This is a genomic window from Ruegeria sp. HKCCD8929 (genome assembly GCF_013031405.1).
In the GTDB taxonomy this organism is placed as follows: domain Bacteria; phylum Pseudomonadota; class Alphaproteobacteria; order Rhodobacterales; family Rhodobacteraceae; genus Ruegeria.
The window spans coordinates 273,449-288,466 of record NZ_WPZY01000002.1 but is presented as its reverse complement, the minus strand read 5'-3'; the positions used below and the strand labels follow the sequence as shown (position 1 = coordinate 288,466).

At 57.6% G+C, this 15,018-nt stretch carries 13 protein-coding genes; 8 read left to right on the top strand and 5 right to left on the bottom strand.

Features of this window, described 5'->3' with window-relative positions:
* The first annotated feature begins 4 nt into the window (after positions 1 to 4).
* The 3 genes from GOX53_RS04025 (at position 5) to GOX53_RS04015 (ending at position 5,305) form a co-directional block, all read left to right on the top strand.
* A complete protein-coding gene (locus GOX53_RS04025; protein ID WP_171173715.1) occupies positions 5 to 2,758 on the top strand; it encodes an aminotransferase class I/II-fold pyridoxal phosphate-dependent enzyme in 2,754 nt (917 codons plus the stop codon).
* Positions 2,759 to 2,772: 14 nt separating this feature from the next.
* A complete protein-coding gene (locus tag GOX53_RS04020) occupies positions 2,773 to 4,224 on the top strand; it encodes a biotin carboxylase (RefSeq protein WP_171173714.1) in 1,452 nt (483 codons plus the stop codon).
* 91 nt (positions 4,225 to 4,315) lie between these two features.
* A complete protein-coding gene (locus GOX53_RS04015) occupies positions 4,316 to 5,305 on the top strand; it encodes a C45 family autoproteolytic acyltransferase/hydolase (protein WP_171173713.1) in 990 nt (329 codons plus the stop codon).
* 130 nt (positions 5,306 to 5,435) lie between these two features.
* On the opposite strand, the gene GOX53_RS04010 is transcribed toward GOX53_RS04015, so the two are convergent.
* Genes GOX53_RS04010 through GOX53_RS04000 form a run of 3 tightly spaced genes read right to left on the bottom strand, consistent with a single transcriptional unit; the run spans position 5,436 to position 6,779 of the window.
* Positions 5,436 to 6,020, bottom strand: a complete 585-nt coding sequence (locus tag GOX53_RS04010) for an HdeD family acid-resistance protein (RefSeq protein WP_171173712.1) — start codon at positions 6,018 to 6,020, stop codon at positions 5,436 to 5,438.
* Positions 6,021 to 6,043: 23 nt separating this feature from the next.
* Positions 6,044 to 6,439, bottom strand: coding sequence for a PRC-barrel domain-containing protein (locus GOX53_RS04005; protein ID WP_171173711.1), 396 nt, complete (start codon positions 6,437 to 6,439; stop codon positions 6,044 to 6,046).
* 25 nt (positions 6,440 to 6,464) lie between these two features.
* On the bottom strand, positions 6,465 to 6,779 hold the full coding sequence (locus GOX53_RS04000) for a hypothetical protein (RefSeq protein WP_171173710.1): 315 nt from the start codon (positions 6,777 to 6,779) through the stop codon (positions 6,465 to 6,467).
* 156 nt (positions 6,780 to 6,935) lie between these two features.
* On the opposite strand from GOX53_RS04000, the gene GOX53_RS03995 reads away from it, so the two are divergent.
* The 4 genes from GOX53_RS03995 to GOX53_RS03980 all read left to right on the top strand — a co-directional run bounded on the left by GOX53_RS03995 (position 6,936) and on the right by GOX53_RS03980 (position 13,084).
* Positions 6,936 to 8,528 carry a hypothetical protein gene (locus GOX53_RS03995; protein ID WP_171173709.1) on the top strand — a complete coding sequence of 531 codons (1,593 nt, stop codon included), beginning with the start codon at positions 6,936 to 6,938 and terminating at the stop codon, positions 8,526 to 8,528.
* A gap of 91 nt (positions 8,529 to 8,619) precedes the next feature.
* Positions 8,620 to 8,850 carry a hypothetical protein gene (locus GOX53_RS03990; protein WP_171173708.1) on the top strand — a complete coding sequence of 77 codons (231 nt, stop codon included), beginning with the start codon at positions 8,620 to 8,622 and terminating at the stop codon, positions 8,848 to 8,850.
* 1,013 nt (positions 8,851 to 9,863) lie between these two features.
* Positions 9,864 to 10,313: a plasmid mobilization relaxosome protein MobC gene (mobC, locus tag GOX53_RS03985; protein WP_217351651.1), complete on the top strand. Its 450-nt coding sequence runs from the start codon at positions 9,864 to 9,866 to the stop codon at positions 10,311 to 10,313.
* The gene (locus GOX53_RS03980) at positions 10,310 to 13,084 is read left to right on the top strand and encodes an AAA family ATPase (protein WP_171173707.1); all 2,775 of its coding nucleotides are present in this window, start codon (positions 10,310 to 10,312) and stop codon (positions 13,082 to 13,084) included. Before mobC ends, GOX53_RS03980 begins: the two co-directional genes overlap by 4 nt.
* A 1-nt stretch (position 13,085) precedes the next feature.
* Here the strand turns inward: GOX53_RS03980 and GOX53_RS03975 are convergent, their stop codons facing one another.
* A complete protein-coding gene (locus GOX53_RS03975) occupies positions 13,086 to 13,700 on the bottom strand; it encodes a hypothetical protein (RefSeq protein WP_171173706.1) in 615 nt (204 codons plus the stop codon).
* A 126-nt stretch (positions 13,701 to 13,826) separates the two neighbouring features.
* Positions 13,827 to 14,189 carry a hypothetical protein gene (locus GOX53_RS03970; protein WP_171173705.1) on the bottom strand — a complete coding sequence of 121 codons (363 nt, stop codon included), beginning with the start codon at positions 14,187 to 14,189 and terminating at the stop codon, positions 13,827 to 13,829.
* A gap of 191 nt (positions 14,190 to 14,380) precedes the next feature.
* Here GOX53_RS03970 and GOX53_RS03965 point away from each other — a divergent pair, with 191 nt between their 5' ends.
* Positions 14,381 to 14,953, top strand: a complete 573-nt coding sequence (locus GOX53_RS03965; protein WP_171173704.1) for a recombinase family protein — start codon at positions 14,381 to 14,383, stop codon at positions 14,951 to 14,953.
* The last annotated feature ends 65 nt before the right edge of the window (positions 14,954 to 15,018 follow it).

Below are 15,018 nucleotides of genomic sequence, written 5' to 3'. Positions count from 1 at the left end.
AGAAATGAACCTGCAACACACGAGCACAAAGCTGCCATCGGTCAGTGACTATTACAGCGCAACGCAACTGCGCGCCGACCGATGGAGCGCCCTGCGCGAAACCGCTGAATCCATGCTCGTCCATGACATCGCGGGACGACAGGGCGCCAAGCTGTTGCAGACGGCCGAGGCATTGCTCGACGCGCTTGCACCGATCGAAGTATACTGGGCGTTCCCGGGCGCACACGTTTTCGAACATCTCAGGAAACTGCTCGAACAGCGAAACATCGAAGATCTTTCGATTTCGGTACGGCGCGTCGCCCGCGCCCTGACCTCGGGTGCCTATCGGCGGCGCTCGATTCCCATCGGCAGCGATGAAATCGACAACGAGGATTACGAGGACGAAAGCACCCTCCCGCCTGAAGACCGTGCATTGGGGCGTCCCTATTTCGAGGTTCTGATCGTCGACAACGTCAACGAGCATCAGGAGAGGTTCCTGCGAAACAACCTCTACCGTGTCCGCCGGGCCGAGGACCCGTTCATCTATGAGCCGGTGATTGTGCCCAGCCTCGAAGACGCGCTCATGGGCATCCTCTTCAATCACAATGTGCAGGCGGTGATCGTCCGGCCCGGTCTTGTGCTCAAATCCAAGAACGTCCTGCCGATCATCCAGCAATATCTCAACCGCCTGAAAGAGGACGAGCATGTCGATGCCCTGCAACCCAGCGAGTACGGCCCCGAAGCCTGCCGTCTGATCGCAAAGGTCCGCCCCGAACTTGACGCCTATCTGATCACGGATCGCTCAGCCGAAGACATCGCCGGGATGGATTTGGGACGCTGCCGCCGCGTGTTCTACAATCAGGAGGATTTTCTTGAGCTGCACCTCAATATCCTCCGCGGGGTGAACCGGCGCTACAAGACCCCGTTTTTCACTGCGCTCAAGGAATATTCCAAACAGCCCACCGGCGTCTTTCACGCCATGCCGATCAGCCGCGGCAAATCCATCAGCCGGTCGCACTGGATTCAGGACATGGGCGCCTTCTACGGGCCCAACATCTTTCTGGCGGAAACCTCGGCAACATCCGGCGGGCTGGACAGCCTGCTGGAACCACGCGGCCCGATCAAGGAAGCGCAGGACATGGCCGCGCGCGCCTTTGGCTCGAAACAGACGTTCTTCGCCACCAACGGAACCTCCACCTGCAACAAGATCGTCGTTCAAGCCCTGATCCGGCCCGGTGACATCGTCCTTGTCGATCGCGATTGCCACAAATCGCACCACTACGGCATGGTTCTTGCCGGTGCGAACGTGGTCTACATGGACAGCTATCCGCTCCACGAATACTCGATGTACGGGGCAGTGCCGCTGCGCGAGATCAAGCACACGCTCCTCAAGCTGAAGGCCGCCGGCAAACTGGACCGGGTGCGCATGGTCCTGCTGACAAACTGCACGTTTGACGGGCTTGTCTACAACGTTGAGCGGGTGATGGAGGAATGTCTGGCCATCAAGAAGGACCTCGTGTTCCTGTGGGACGAGGCGTGGTTTGCCTTTGCCCGGTTCAGTCCGATGTACCGCCAGCGCACGGCCATGTCCGTTGCCAACACCCTTCGGACACGTCTGCGCGACGCGTCGCACAAAGAGGCCTGGGACAAGCAGCAGGACCGGCTGAAGGACGCCGACGAGGAAACGTTGCTGAACACCCGCCTCGTGCCCCCGCCGGATGCGCGCATCCGGGTCTATGCCACGCAATCGACACACAAAACCCTGACCTCGCTGCGGCAGGGATCGATGATCCACGTCAACGATATGGACTTCAAGGGCGAGGTCGAACAGGCCTTTCACGAGGCCTACATGACGCACACCTCGACCTCACCCAACTATCAGATCATCGCATCGCTGGACGTCGGCCGACGGCAGGTCGAGCTGGAAGGGTTCGAGTTCGTGCAGCGCCAGGTCGAAAGCGCCATGGCAATCCGGAGGGCGGTAACAAGCCACCCGCTGCTGCAGAAATACTTCCGCGTCCTGACGCCCTCGATCATGATCCCGCCCGAGTATCGCGAAAGCGGCATCGAGGCCTACTACAACGAACAGGATGGCTGGTCGGACAAATGGGAGATCTGGACCAAGGATGAGTTCGTGCTCGACCCGACCCGGGTCACGCTGGGGATCGGCGGAACCGGGTGGGATGGCGACACGTTCAAGACCGACATCCTGATGGACAGATACGGGATTCAGATCAATAAGACCTCCCGCAACACCGTCCTGTTCATGACCAATATCGGCACCACCCGCTCTTCGATCGCCTATCTGATCGAGGTTCTGGTCGAAGTCGCCAAGGAGCTGGACGAACTGCTGGACGACGCCTCGAAAATGGAACGCCTGTCCTTCGATAAGCGGGTCGCGGGCCTTGTCGAACATGTGCCGCCCCTGCCCGATTTCAGCCGGTTTCATGATGCCTTCCGATCAGGCACTGACACGCCCGAGGGCGACGTTCGCACGGCCTTCTTCCTCGCCTATAACGAGGACAATTGCGACTATCACGACCTCGACGACGTGCTGGTGGAGCGCCTCAATTCAGGCGAGGAACTGGTATCCGCCTCATTCATCATCCCCTATCCTCCCGGATTTCCGATCCTTGTCCCCGGACAGGTGATCAGCCCTGAAATCCTGTCTTTCATGCGCGCGCTGGACGTCAGCGAAATCCACGGATACCGGCCCGATCTCGGTTTGCGGGTCTTCACCCACGAGGCCCTGCAAGGGCTGAGCAAAAAAACGAAATAAGAGAGGACAGCCCAATGCCAAAGAAGACCCTGAAGAACATTTCAGAAATCCGGCGCTTCTTTCACACCAACAAGGATCCGATCTATTTCGTATCAGCCACCAACTTCAACCTGCTCGGCCTCGACGAATGGGTGAAGAATTTCAAATACATCTGCTACATGGATTGTTTCGACGGGCGCCACCCCAACGTGCTCGTCCCGTCCGAACTGCCACATGACGAGTTCCAGTCCATCGAAGACATCAACAACTATCTCCTGCAGCACAAAGAGGTGATCGACTACGTCAAGGCACGGGGCGGCAAGCCCAAATTTGCCTTTCTGATGTTCGACGAAAAAACCGAAAAGCTGGTCAAGGAACTGGGCGGAGAGGTCTGGTTTCCCAAGGCCAAGCTGCGCACCAACATGGACAACAAGATCGAAACGGTCCGCATCGGCAACAAGGCGGGCGTTCCGTCCGTTCCCAACGTGTTGTCCGAGGTCGAAAGCTGCGACCATCTGCGTAAGGTGTGTGAAAAGGCCGGGATCGGCCATGATCTGGTGCTGCAATCCGCCTTCGGGGACAGCGGCCACACCACATTCTTCATCAAGTCCGAGGCCGACTTTCGCAAGCACGAGCATGAGATCGTCGGCGAGGGTGAAATCAAGATCATGAAACGGATCGATTGCCGCGGATCTGCGATCGAGGCGTGCGCCACCTCTCAGGGCACGATCGTCGGGCCGCTGATGACCGAACTGGTGGGCTTCAAGGAACTGACGCCCTATCGCGGCGGCTGGTGCGGGAATGAGATCTTCTCGACCGCGTTCCCGCCCAAAACCCGCCAAAAGGCCCGCGAGCTGACATTCAAGTTCGGCGAACAGCTCCGCAAGGAAGGCTATCGCGGGTATTTTGAGCTGGATTTCCTGATCGACAAGAAATCCGGAGACATCTGGCTGGGTGAGCTGAACCCGCGGATCACCGGCGCCTCGTCCATGACCAACCACGCCGCCTTTGCCCATGCGGACGCGCCGCTGTTCCTGTTTCACCTGCTCGAGTTCTCGAAAAAGCCGTTCAAGCTGGACGTCGAAGAACTCAACGCCCGCTGGGCCGATCCCGACATGATCGACAGCTGGTCGCAGATGGTGATCAAGCACACCGAGGACAACGTGGACATCATCACCCATGCCCCCGAAACGGGCATCTACAGGATGCTGCCCGATGGCCGCGTCGAATTCGACCGGTTCGACTATCACCGACGCGCGGTCGAAAGCGATGACGAGGCCTTTTTCCTGCGGATTTCCAATGCCGGCGACTATCGCTACGAGGGGGCGGATCTCGGCATTCTGGTGACGCGCGGACGCTCCATGACGAAAGGCTTCCAACTGACCCAGAAATCCAAGAACTGGATCAACGGGATCAAGAACGCGTATTCGGCCCGGCCCCTGCCATCGGCCAGCGCATTCGACGATCCCGCATTCAAGATCATGTAGACACTTGCCAAGGCAGGCCGCACGCCATGTGCTGCGGCCAGCTCTACCCGGCGATCCTTGCACTTACGGCCAATTCGGCTATCCAGACGCAATGCCCCTGAACTTCAAAGCGATAAGTGAGGATGCGCCGGGGCCCAAGTGGCGCCGGCAGTTCCTGGAATACTGGCCCGCCTACTCGGCCTGGTGGGCCAGAGAGGGCCTGTCGGGCCGTCCCACCTATCACGAATGCCGTCAGGCGCTTTGCACTCACATGCCCGAGATCGTGGATCTTTATGACGAGTTGTGCGCGCTTGTGGGCGGCGGCGATGTCGAGGCGCGGTTTCTCAGTTTCTATTGCCCACCGCGATACCTTGCGGGATGCAGCCAGGCGATCTGGCAGGGCGACACACCCCTGCTGGTGCGCAACTACGACTATGACGAGGATGCCTTCGATGCCGTGATCCTCAAAACCCGATGGAATGGCCGCGGTGTGATCGGAACCACAGACGGGCTGTTCGGGTTGGTGGACGGGATAAACGACGCGGGCCTGACCGCCTCGCTGACCTTTGGCGGACGGCAAGAGGTCGGAACCGGTTTCGGTGTGCCGCTGATCCTGCGCTATATCCTGCAAACCTGCACGACAACCGAAGAAGCAGGCGAGATCCTCAAACGCGTGCCCTGTCACATGAGCTATAACGTGACGGTCCTCGACTCCGCGCGGCGCTACCTGACCGCATATCTGACACCGGATCGCCCGACCATCCTGACCCGCGCGGCTGTGGCAACCAACCATCAGGAGCGGGTCGAATGGTCAAGCCATGCCCGATTCACGGCGACAGTGGAAAGAGAGCGGTTTTTGCTCCAAAGACTGACGCTGCATCCTGAAACGCAAGAGAAATTTGTCGGCGCCTTCCTCAAGCCCCCGCTCTATTCAACCGCCTTTTCGTCCGGTTTCGGAACGCTTTACACCGCCGCCTACCGCCCCAAGGCACGCGCGCTTGAGATTCACTGGCCGGGCCGCACCTGGTCCAAGAGTTTCGACGCCTTCGAAGAAGATCAGGTTCGGGTCACCTTTCCGTCGCCCGCCAGACAGGTCTACTAAAGCATTTCGCAAATCCCGGTGTGATCCTCCCAAAGGGCAAACGCGCGGTGTCGTATGCCCGCGCAACCTCGTCATCATCGGCAAAGGGGAGCGAATATCGCTCCCCTTTGTGACGTGTTTGCCGGATAGCTCAATCTGACCCGGATGTCTTTGCCGCCATCCCGACAGTGATCAGCGCGACCCCCGCGAAGATGAAATTGACCCCCAGCAACACGCCGATCAGCGTGAGCGAGGCGCCGTTGGCCAGCCCGGCGAAGACCATTCCGCCAAGCAGGATGGACAACGCGCCCGATGCGATCAGCAGAAATAGCTTCCGGGAGCGTTCCATCCGAAGCGCCATGAAGATCCGCAGCACGCCCTCGGCAACGAAGGTCGCGCCCAGCATGACCGTCAGCGCAAGAATACCGCCCAGCGGATTGGCCAGGAAAATCACACCGGCCGCGATATGCAACAGGCCGATGAGCAACTCCCACCACGTGCCCTCGGACCCGCGGTCGATGATGGCATGCGTGGTCGTGAACACGCCGACCGTCAGGAACAGGCTGCCGACCAGAACCTCGACCGCGAGTGTCGAGGCCAGCGGAAAGGCGATGGCCGCAATGCCGGTCAGCACGATCAGCGCGCCCAGCACGATGATCCACACCGGCCGCAATTCGGTCGTCTCCGGCAAGGCGGTGGTGGCCCCCTTCGACCCGGTTGGTTCGGAAAGTGTCATGTCGTTATCACCCTGTTCTGACGCTATTGCGCGTAGGTGAAGGGTGGCATCGCGCCCAGCGCGGCCTCGGTGGCCCCGGCGAGAACGACCGCGTTGTTGCCGTCGGCCTCGAACAGATGCGCCGGAACCGCGACCCATTTGGACCCGAGCCCAAGAAAGCCGCCGACCTCGATGATGGCGAGGCTGACCTCGCCCTCGACGCCGACGATCAGATCGTGAACCGACCCGACCGTTTCGGCCCGCTCGTTGCGCACATCCGCGCCGATCAGCGCGTTTGCGCTGTAGCCCTTGCTGACGATCCGGGTCACGTTGACCTCGACACCCAGCACGGTTTCACCGGCGACGGGCGCAGTGCTTTCGGCAAGCCCCGGCGACGCAACCGCCCCGATGACCCACACAGTTGCCGCTATGCGAAGCATGTTGGCTCTCCCCTTTTTTCGAATGTCAGACATCCGCCGACTTGGTTACGTGATCGCGATACGTGGCCACGGCGGCGTGCAGTGCATCCCAGTGACGCTTCGCCTGGTCATGCGCCTCGGTGACGGCTTCCTCGCCCTCACGGTCGATGCGCTCGGCCAGATCCGTGACCTTCTTCTGGGCCTCGCTCAGATCCGCCCTCAGCTTTGCCGCCTGATCCCGTGTCCAGGTGTCTGCGGCCTCGCCGGCATCCTTGACCTTCTTTTCATAGGATTTCAGCTCGGTCTCGATGCGGGTGTAGTCGTCTTTCGCCTTTTGGATGAAGTCAGTGAAAGATGTCATGTTGCGTTCCTTTGGTTGATGTTGGTTTCGGTTTCGGCCCGTCCAGATGAGCCGCACCACAAACCTGACAGAGGCACGCCACCGGGGTGAGTGAGTCACGGTGACCTTGCGTTATCCAAACACCGGAACGTACAAATGAGGGCGGAGGACAGCCTTGTGCCTACTGCTCTGACATCGAAGATCGACCCGAGGATCATTGCCGAGCAACTCAAGCGCGTCCTTGCCAGCCCACAGTTTTCCGAAACCACACGCATGAAACGGTTTCTGTCGCATCTGGTCACCGAAACGCTGGCCGGGCGCGGGGACGAGCTCAAGGGCTATGCCCTCGGACTGGACGTCTTCGACAAGCCCGAGGATTTCGACCCCGGCATCGACACGATCGTGCGGGTTCAGGCCAACAAGCTGCGCTCGCGGCTGGATCTCTACTACGGCAAGGAAGGGCGCGGCGATCCAGTCCGCATCCACGTGCCAAAGGGATCCTATGCGCCGGTCTTTGAAATCGCCTTCGATCCGGAACTGAGCAACGAACCCGCGTCATCCGAGCCCGAGCCGGACGGGCGCAAATCGCTGGCCGTCATGCCGTTCGACAATCTCAGCGGTGATCCGGATCAGGAATACCTGGCCGACGGGTTCACCGAAGAGGTCATCGCCGCCCTCGCGCGGTTCCGCGAGGTCAGCGTCCTCTCGCGCCATGTGACCTTCCGGTTCCGCGACAGGTCGCGCGACCCCCGCGATATCGGCGAAGAGCTGGGCGTGCATTACCTGGTCGAGGGCAGCGTGCGCCACTGGGCCGGAAACCTGCGCGTCACTGCGCAACTGGTGGACGCGCTTTCGGGCGAGCAGATATTGTCCGACGCCTATGACCGGGACCTCAATGTCGACAGCCTGTTCGACGTTCAGGAGGACATCGCGGCCCGCATCGCCACCGAGATCGCGGAACCGCATGGCATCATCCACCGGACCGGGGCACTGCACCGCAGGGCCGGAACACAGACCTTCGACGCCTACCAGTGCCGCCTGCTGGCCACAGAATACTGGCGCCAGCCCACGGTCGAACAGCACGCCCGGGTCCGCGACCTGCTGGAACGGGCCGTGCAACTCGATCCGGATTATGCCGGTGCCTGGGGAATGCTGGCCATCGTCTACGGCGACGAGGTGCGCGGCGGGTACAACTTCCAAAAAGAGCCACCCCCGCTCGACCGTGCGCTCAAGGCCGCCGAACGCTCCGTCAGCCTCGATCCGATGAACGCGACCGGCCAGCACGCGTTGTTTCTGACCCATTACCACCGGGGATCTTTCGACACCTATCGTATTGCTGCCCAAAAGGCGCTCAGGGCCAATCCGAACTATCCCGACATGTTGGCCGATATGGCGATTTGCGAGGCGCTGCTGGGCGATCGGGACAAGGGGTTCCAGCTTATCGAACGCGCGACCGAACTCAGCCCCCACCCTCCGGGATGGTATCACGCCGTCACATGTATCCTGCACTTTCAGGCCGGCGCCTACGAGGCCGCGCTTGCATCCGCCCGCCAGATCGGGGACGCCATGTGGAACGGGCCCGAGCTTCTGGTCCTGATGTGCCTGGGGCAGCTCGACCGCGAAGAGGATGCCGCCGAGCTGATCCGGCGCCTGCATGCAAACGTGCCCGATCCATCCCAATTGCTCGAAACGCTCCTTGCAATCTGGCACGCCCCCGACGAGCTGTCCGAACGCATCCGAAACGGGTTGAACAAGGTCGGCGCCTTCTGAATCACGCCGGCCTTCACTGTGACTCACTCTCCCCACTCCACGGCCCGGAGTATCTCTGTAACAACCGAGATATGAACCTACGAGGGCCCGGATGCTGAACGTTGCACAACGCATTGACCTGATGAAACTCGCCATAGAGGTGGCAAAGTCCGGCGCCTTGGGCACCGACCAGCCCGCGCCCCGGCTTCTGGATCGCACCCTTCAGGCCTTCGCGGCAATCAAGGCGGTCGTCGAATCTGGAGACCCGCTGGACGACACCAAAATCACGGATGTGAAAGCGGCCGTCGACATGGCATCCGAGATCGAAGAACTCATCGAATAGCCGGTCCACAGCCGTGCCCCTTGTCATGGTCAGGTCTCGTGCAATGCCATCACCATTCGCACAAGACTGAAACGTTGGGGCCCTGGAAACGTCTTACAAAAAAGGGCGGCGCCTGGCTTTGGCGCCGCCCCCTCTTCAGATGAAAATATCAACGATCTGAACTAGCAGAGCTATGACTGCGACTTTCTCCGAAGCCGACAACCTCGTCCAATAATCCAAAACTTGCATGAAATCCTCCATAACGGAGGTCAAGCCAGCTTAACCGTTAAGGTTTCGGGCCCGCGGAGCCCACTGATTTTTTTGGATTAACGTCCCAAGACGAAGACCTTTGACGCAGGTCGGCGAAAGGGTTGTCGCTCGTCCGGTTGTTGCGAGTTCCGTGTCGGATTGTTCGCAGTCCCAAGCGGTCCCTGAAGACGATATAGTTGCGCGGCCCGGACAAAGCAAGAACAAATGGCCGTAAATTGCAATTTGCGCAATACCTTATTCTTTGGCTCCTCCTGTGGAGCATCTGACTAGCTAACAGGCAAAACCAACTCTGAGCTATTCTGGATCGGGAATGGAAGGACACCGATTCATTGCTTCACCGAGCCCAATTTGCGCACGGACCAGTCCTATGCTGCGCCGAACGATTGAGCCTGGGGCGCAACTGCGAAGTTTTCCATCGAGCCACCGCAAGCTCGCTACGCCCTCACCAGCCACAGGCTGATGCAAATAAAGCGCAATTTCCATGCCGACTTTCCAAAGAGAGCGATCTGGCAGACCACCCGATGCAACTATGAGCACTACCGTTTATTTTCAGTATGTTATTCGTAGGATTTGGTGCGCCAGACCGGAGTCAGTTCGAACTCTGAAAAGGTGCAAGCTGTTCTTAGTGAGTTAGAGGAATGGGATGCCATTCTCAAGGCTGAGCCGGAACTTATCCACAAGCTTCGGGAGTTTGAGCAAGCCGCGAAAGCTGAGGTAAACGCTGCCCCTAGACGGTCCGGTCCGAAGATGCGGGGGCCGTCGCTATGAAGACGCTCCAGCATGAATTTGATCTGGTCAGCAATGCCTCCTCAGCCACATCGAAGAAGAACACTCAGAAACAGCCTAAGCATAAAACAACGCGCTCTTGTCCCCGTGTGACGCTCAGGCTGTCCGTCGAAGATCACGCCCGACTGAAAGAGCTTGCCGGTAGTATGGCACTAGCAACCTACATTCGCGCGCAGGTTCTTGGGAAAACCCTACCGAGGCGCAAACCCCGCTCAACTGCATCTGTTGCTGACAAGCAGGCACTGGCCCAAATCTTGGGGCTGCTTGGTCAGTCCAGAATCGCAAACAACCTAAATCAACTGGCCTACCATGCTAATGTCGGCTCATTGGCCATTGATGACGAGACCAAGGCGCAAATCCATGAAGCCTATGATCATGTTCTACTGATCCGCACGGTGCTGATCAAGGCCCTCGGGTTGCGCGAATGATCCTGAAAGGCAATCAACGAGGGTTTGGTCAGGAACTCGCCAGGCACTTGCTAAATGTCGATGACAACGAACATGCGGAGATTCACGAATTGCGCGGGTTCATGTCCTCCAGTCTGGCTGGTGCGTTCAAAGAGATTGAGGCGGTTTCACTTGGCACCAAGTGCCAGCAATATCTGTATTCACTCAGCCTGAACCCACCGCAAAACGCGCGTGTATCTGTCGAGGCATTTGAGAAGGCAATTGAAGATATCGAGCGTAGGCTGGGTCTGACTGGCCAACCACGCGCCATCGTGTTTCACGAAAAGCATGGCCGCCGTCACGCGCATTGCGTTTGGTCCCGGATCAATGTGGAGAAAATGCGGGCGATTGACCTGCCGCATACGAAATACCGGCTTCGCGACATTTCACGCGAACTCTATCTTGAACATGGCTGGGATATGCCAAACGGCCTGCGTGATTCCAAAGACCGCGCGAAAGAAAGCTATTCAGGCGCGGAAGCAAAACAGGCCCGCCGTGCCAAAGAGAATCCAGCCGAATTGAAGAAGCTCTTTCAGCGATGCTGGGAGCAATCAGATTCCCGTGCCGCATTTGCTGCCGCTCTATGGCAGCACGGGTTTTGTTTGGCGCGTGGGAACCGTCGTGGGTTTGTAGCTGTGGACGCCGATGGCGAGGTTTACTCGCTCTCCCGCTGGCTCGGTGTAAAGCCCAAAGCCATCCGCGCGCGCCTCGGCCATGAGGCAGCGCTTCCATCGCTTGACGATGCGTTAGCCATACTGAACCAATCCAAGTCTGATCCTGAAACTGCACCGGGTCATTCCGAACGGGATTTCAAGCGGACCATCGCGGTGCTGGAAGAGCAACAATCTGAACTTGTTGCACGCCAACGTGACGAACGGGCAGCTCTCAAAGCTGGACATGAGGCCAGATCAATCAGAGAAATTCAGGCGCGGTCTAACCGACTTCCCACAGGCATCAAAGCGGCCTGGGCGCGCCTGACAGGACAATATGACAGGGTATGCTCGGAACTGGCAGAAGACGCGGCTGACTGCGCCAAACGCGACAGCCACGAAAAACAAGCTCTCATTGATCGCCACCTGACAGAACGACGTGTCCTCGAACGCAAGTTCAAACTGGCGAAAGCAGAGTATGACTTCTTCACGGATGGGAACCGTCCAAATCGCCAAGCCTTTGGGCTTGATCCGAACCAACCGCTCATTTTACCGCGTGAGATGGCACCGTTTTCCGCATCGCAATTGGAAGCGCAACCTGATTTGATCCTTGGCCATATCTCTGAGAAACAAGCCAGCTTTACCCGAGCTGATGTGGCACGCGGTCTCGCTGAGTTTTTCGATGATGTAGCTCTTCTGTCGGCATTGACGGACCAAGCGATGACATCGCGCGAACTGGTACTGGTGTCCGGTTCTGATGACGACACTTATACCACCAAGGAATTTGTTGAGACGACACGACAACTCATGTCGCAAGCACGCGATCTGTCGAGAAGCGGCGGCTTTCGCGTTTCAGATGGTGAAATTTCTCGCGCTATCCAGCAGGAAAACAACCGCTTGCAAAAGCGTTTCGGCGCAACGCTGAGCGACGAGCAAGTTGCGGCCTGCGAACATTTACTTGCACCAAACCAACTGAGTTGCGTCGTTGGCTTGGCAGGCGCAGGTAAAAGCACATTGCTATCCGTTGCCCGGAAAGCATGGGAGCGCCAAGGATTTGATGTCCATGGTGCGGCTTTGGCAGGAAAAGCCGCAGACAGCCTACAATCCGCCTCAGGAATAACCTCTCGAACCTTGGCCTCTTTGGAAGCAAGCTGGAAAAACGGCTATGAACCCGTTGGATCAGGGTCTGTCGTCGTTATCGACGAAGCAGGTATGGTTGGCACCCGGCAACTTGCGCGCGTCACCGATGAGCTTCAAAAGCGGGGATGCAAACTGGTGTTGATTGGTGATCCTGATCAGCTTCAACCGATTGAAGCCGGAACACCTTTTGCGGAAATCACAGAAAAGGTTGGCGCGGCCCGTCTAACCGAAATCCGGAGACAGAAATCGCCTTGGCAACGTCGGGCGTCAATAGATTTGGCCAAGGGTCAAACAGAAGCAGCGCTTCAGGCCTATGCGGATCACGATGCCGTTCATGTCGAACAAAACAGAGATCAGGCGATTGCTGGCTTGGTCGAAGACTATATGGCCAGCTATCGCAATTTCGGCGACACCAAATCCCGATTGGCACTGGCTCATCGTCGCAAAGATGTCCACGCCATCAATCAGGCCATTCGATCTGCACGGAAAATCCAGGGTAACATAGGCGAAGAGATCATGGTTGAAACCGAAACCGGCCCTCGGGCTTTTGTCGCAGGGGATCGCCTGCTGTTCACGCGCAACGACAAATCCCTCGACGTGCGCAATGGAATGCTCGGCACCGTGACAGGGATTTCAGATGGCAAGCTCATGGTGCGTCTGGATACAGATGACGAAGACAACGCTCGTCACCTGACGATTTCACCAGAAGATTTTCCTTACATTGACCACGGCTTCGCTGTCAGCATCCACCGCGCGCAAGGTTGCACAGTGGATCAGAGCTTTGTCCTGTCCAGCCGGTCTTTGGATGAAAATCTGGCGTATGTAGCTATGACGCGCCATCGGGAAGAAGCGCAGTTTTATACGGCCAGTGAGATTTCTCGGAAGGGCCAAAATCGACAGTTTGATATGGCGATTATTGGTTCTGATCGCTCCAGCACCAGAGGGCAACAACGCACGATGTAGATTACTGAATTGGGGACAAAGCTGGTGTTGCCGCGCCGATACTTGGCACTTGTGGGATTGCCGCTGATCTGGAAAAGGATGCTGCCAGTTCGGGCGCAGCTTCCGGCATTTCCATGCCCGGTACGTGCGGACGAACAGAAGGTGGCATCATATCAGCAAGTTCGGCATCTAGGTCTTCAAGCTCAGCCTTGGAAATCTCGCCATCCGCGATTTCCTCACGCGCTTCATCTAGGCGCTCCTGAAACGCTAGCAGTTCGTCACGTTCATTCATCAGCGCCTGTTGTTCTGCAAAGGCAGGTTGGTAGTCCTCCCAGAATGGATGTTCATCGCTGATCATGGCCGGGTCGATTTCGTCGTGGGAGACCTCCTGCCCAAACTCATCAAATACCTGCAAGCCATCCATCGTTCGGAAAACCCGGCGACCATCATCCATGACATAAGCTTGATCCAGCATCGCCAACAAACGCACGTTCACTGCGTCCAACCGTTCTTGATTTTCAAGGAGCGCCACAACCGTGGCCTCCTCATAGCTGCTCAGACGAATTTCGAATTGCTCGATTTCCATCTGTGTTGCCATGGTCATACCTGCCGCGAACGCTGCGGCGTTGTCTTCCATTCGGTCGTCCAGCTTTTCACGGCGCTCATTCTCGTGGCGCTTACGGGCGAATTGCCGTTGAAGGCGCTCCCAATCGGAACGCTGCCTTCCGTCTACTGATCTAAAATGGTCACCTAATTGCAGCACTTACTCCCCGCATTCCCTGTTAATCAAAACCTGCATCAAAATCCCCACTTGTTGATCCGGATGCCTTTCCAGCCACTGCACCACCGAGTTCCACACAGGCTCAATCGGGGTCTGGTAGTACCATTCATAGATGCATTGCATCCCTGACGGCTCGGGCCTGTCGGCCAACCACCTTGCAGTTGCCAATCCCTCGACCACGCCGTTGACATAGCTGATGCCCTGATCGTTGGACATGTTGTTCAGCACATCATCGGCAGTGAGGGCAGCAGCGTCTTTGCCAGCGGCAAGAAACGTTGCTGTAGCCAGTATCATTGCAGAAAATTGTGAATATTTCCTTAATGTTAACAGTTTCTTGTCGCGCATAACCGACCGGTTATGTGATATTTGTATTTCCTCTATCAGATTTGATAGAATGAAAACAGAAGTTAGGAATATCAAAGGCTTGGCGCATTTCACGGTGAAACGCACCACACCTTTTAGCCGAAACACAGAAAGGGTCGGATTCGTGCATACAAGTGCATGACCTACCAAATCTGGTAAGGCTCTGAAATAGCATGAAAATAGGATATCTACGCGTCAGCACAAAAGACCAGTGTGAGGATCGTCAAGTCGATGCGCTCAAACCCATCTGCGACGAGTTACATATCGAAAAGCTCTCAGCCCTTGCGCCTGTCAGGCCTGTCTATGAAACCGTGATTTCTAGGCTGAAACCCGGAGACACCTTCGTCATTCTTGATCTGGACCGTGCCTACCGTTCCGCCAATGACGCCCTGAATGAGCTGGAACGCTTGCATGCGCGCGGGATAGATATCCAGATCGCCAATCTGAATGTGGATACATCCACGCCTTTTGGCAAAGTCATCTACACGATCATCAGCGCCTTGGCCGAGTTTGAACGTGCAATGCTTTCAGATCGCACGAAACAGGGGCTGGAAGCTGCGCGCAAACGGGGTAAGCGGATCGGCAGGCCACCAAAGGTGAGCGACCGGCAAATCCGGAGTGCGCAACAGAGGCTTGAGAATGGTGAAGCCAGTATTGATGAACTCGCCGCGCTGCATGGCGTCCACCCATGGACGCTACGGCGGCGGATTGGAGAGTTAGAAGATCACTCTGGCCTCGAACATTGAAGTTCGGCCATTTTGCAAACTTTGAGTTTTCAAAAATCTGGTTTTTCAAAGTGATTTCTTGCCCA

Bases quoted from the DNA above. Each gene is read 5' to 3' on its own strand.
- GOX53_RS04025 (WP_171173715.1), top strand. From the start codon at position 5: ATGAACCTGCAACACACGAGCACAAAGCTGCCATCGGTCAGTGACTAT.
- GOX53_RS04020 (WP_171173714.1), top strand. From the start codon at position 2,773: ATGCCAAAGAAGACCCTGAAGAACATTTCAGAAATCCGGCGCTTCTTT.
- GOX53_RS04015 (WP_171173713.1), top strand. From the start codon at position 4,316: ATGCCCCTGAACTTCAAAGCGATAAGTGAGGATGCGCCGGGGCCCAAG.
- GOX53_RS04010 (WP_171173712.1), bottom strand. From the start codon at position 6,020: ATGACACTTTCCGAACCAACCGGGTCGAAGGGGGCCACCACCGCCTTG.
- GOX53_RS04005 (WP_171173711.1), bottom strand. From the start codon at position 6,439: ATGCTTCGCATAGCGGCAACTGTGTGGGTCATCGGGGCGGTTGCGTCG.
- GOX53_RS04000 (WP_171173710.1), bottom strand. From the start codon at position 6,779: ATGACATCTTTCACTGACTTCATCCAAAAGGCGAAAGACGACTACACC.
- GOX53_RS03990 (WP_171173708.1), top strand. From the start codon at position 8,620: ATGCTGAACGTTGCACAACGCATTGACCTGATGAAACTCGCCATAGAG.
- mobC (WP_217351651.1), top strand. From the start codon at position 9,864: ATGAAGACGCTCCAGCATGAATTTGATCTGGTCAGCAATGCCTCCTCA.
- GOX53_RS03980 (WP_171173707.1), top strand. From the start codon at position 10,310: ATGATCCTGAAAGGCAATCAACGAGGGTTTGGTCAGGAACTCGCCAGG.
- GOX53_RS03975 (WP_171173706.1), bottom strand. From the start codon at position 13,700: ATGGAAGACAACGCCGCAGCGTTCGCGGCAGGTATGACCATGGCAACA.
- GOX53_RS03970 (WP_171173705.1), bottom strand. From the start codon at position 14,189: ATGCGCGACAAGAAACTGTTAACATTAAGGAAATATTCACAATTTTCT.
- GOX53_RS03965 (WP_171173704.1), top strand. From the start codon at position 14,381: ATGAAAATAGGATATCTACGCGTCAGCACAAAAGACCAGTGTGAGGAT.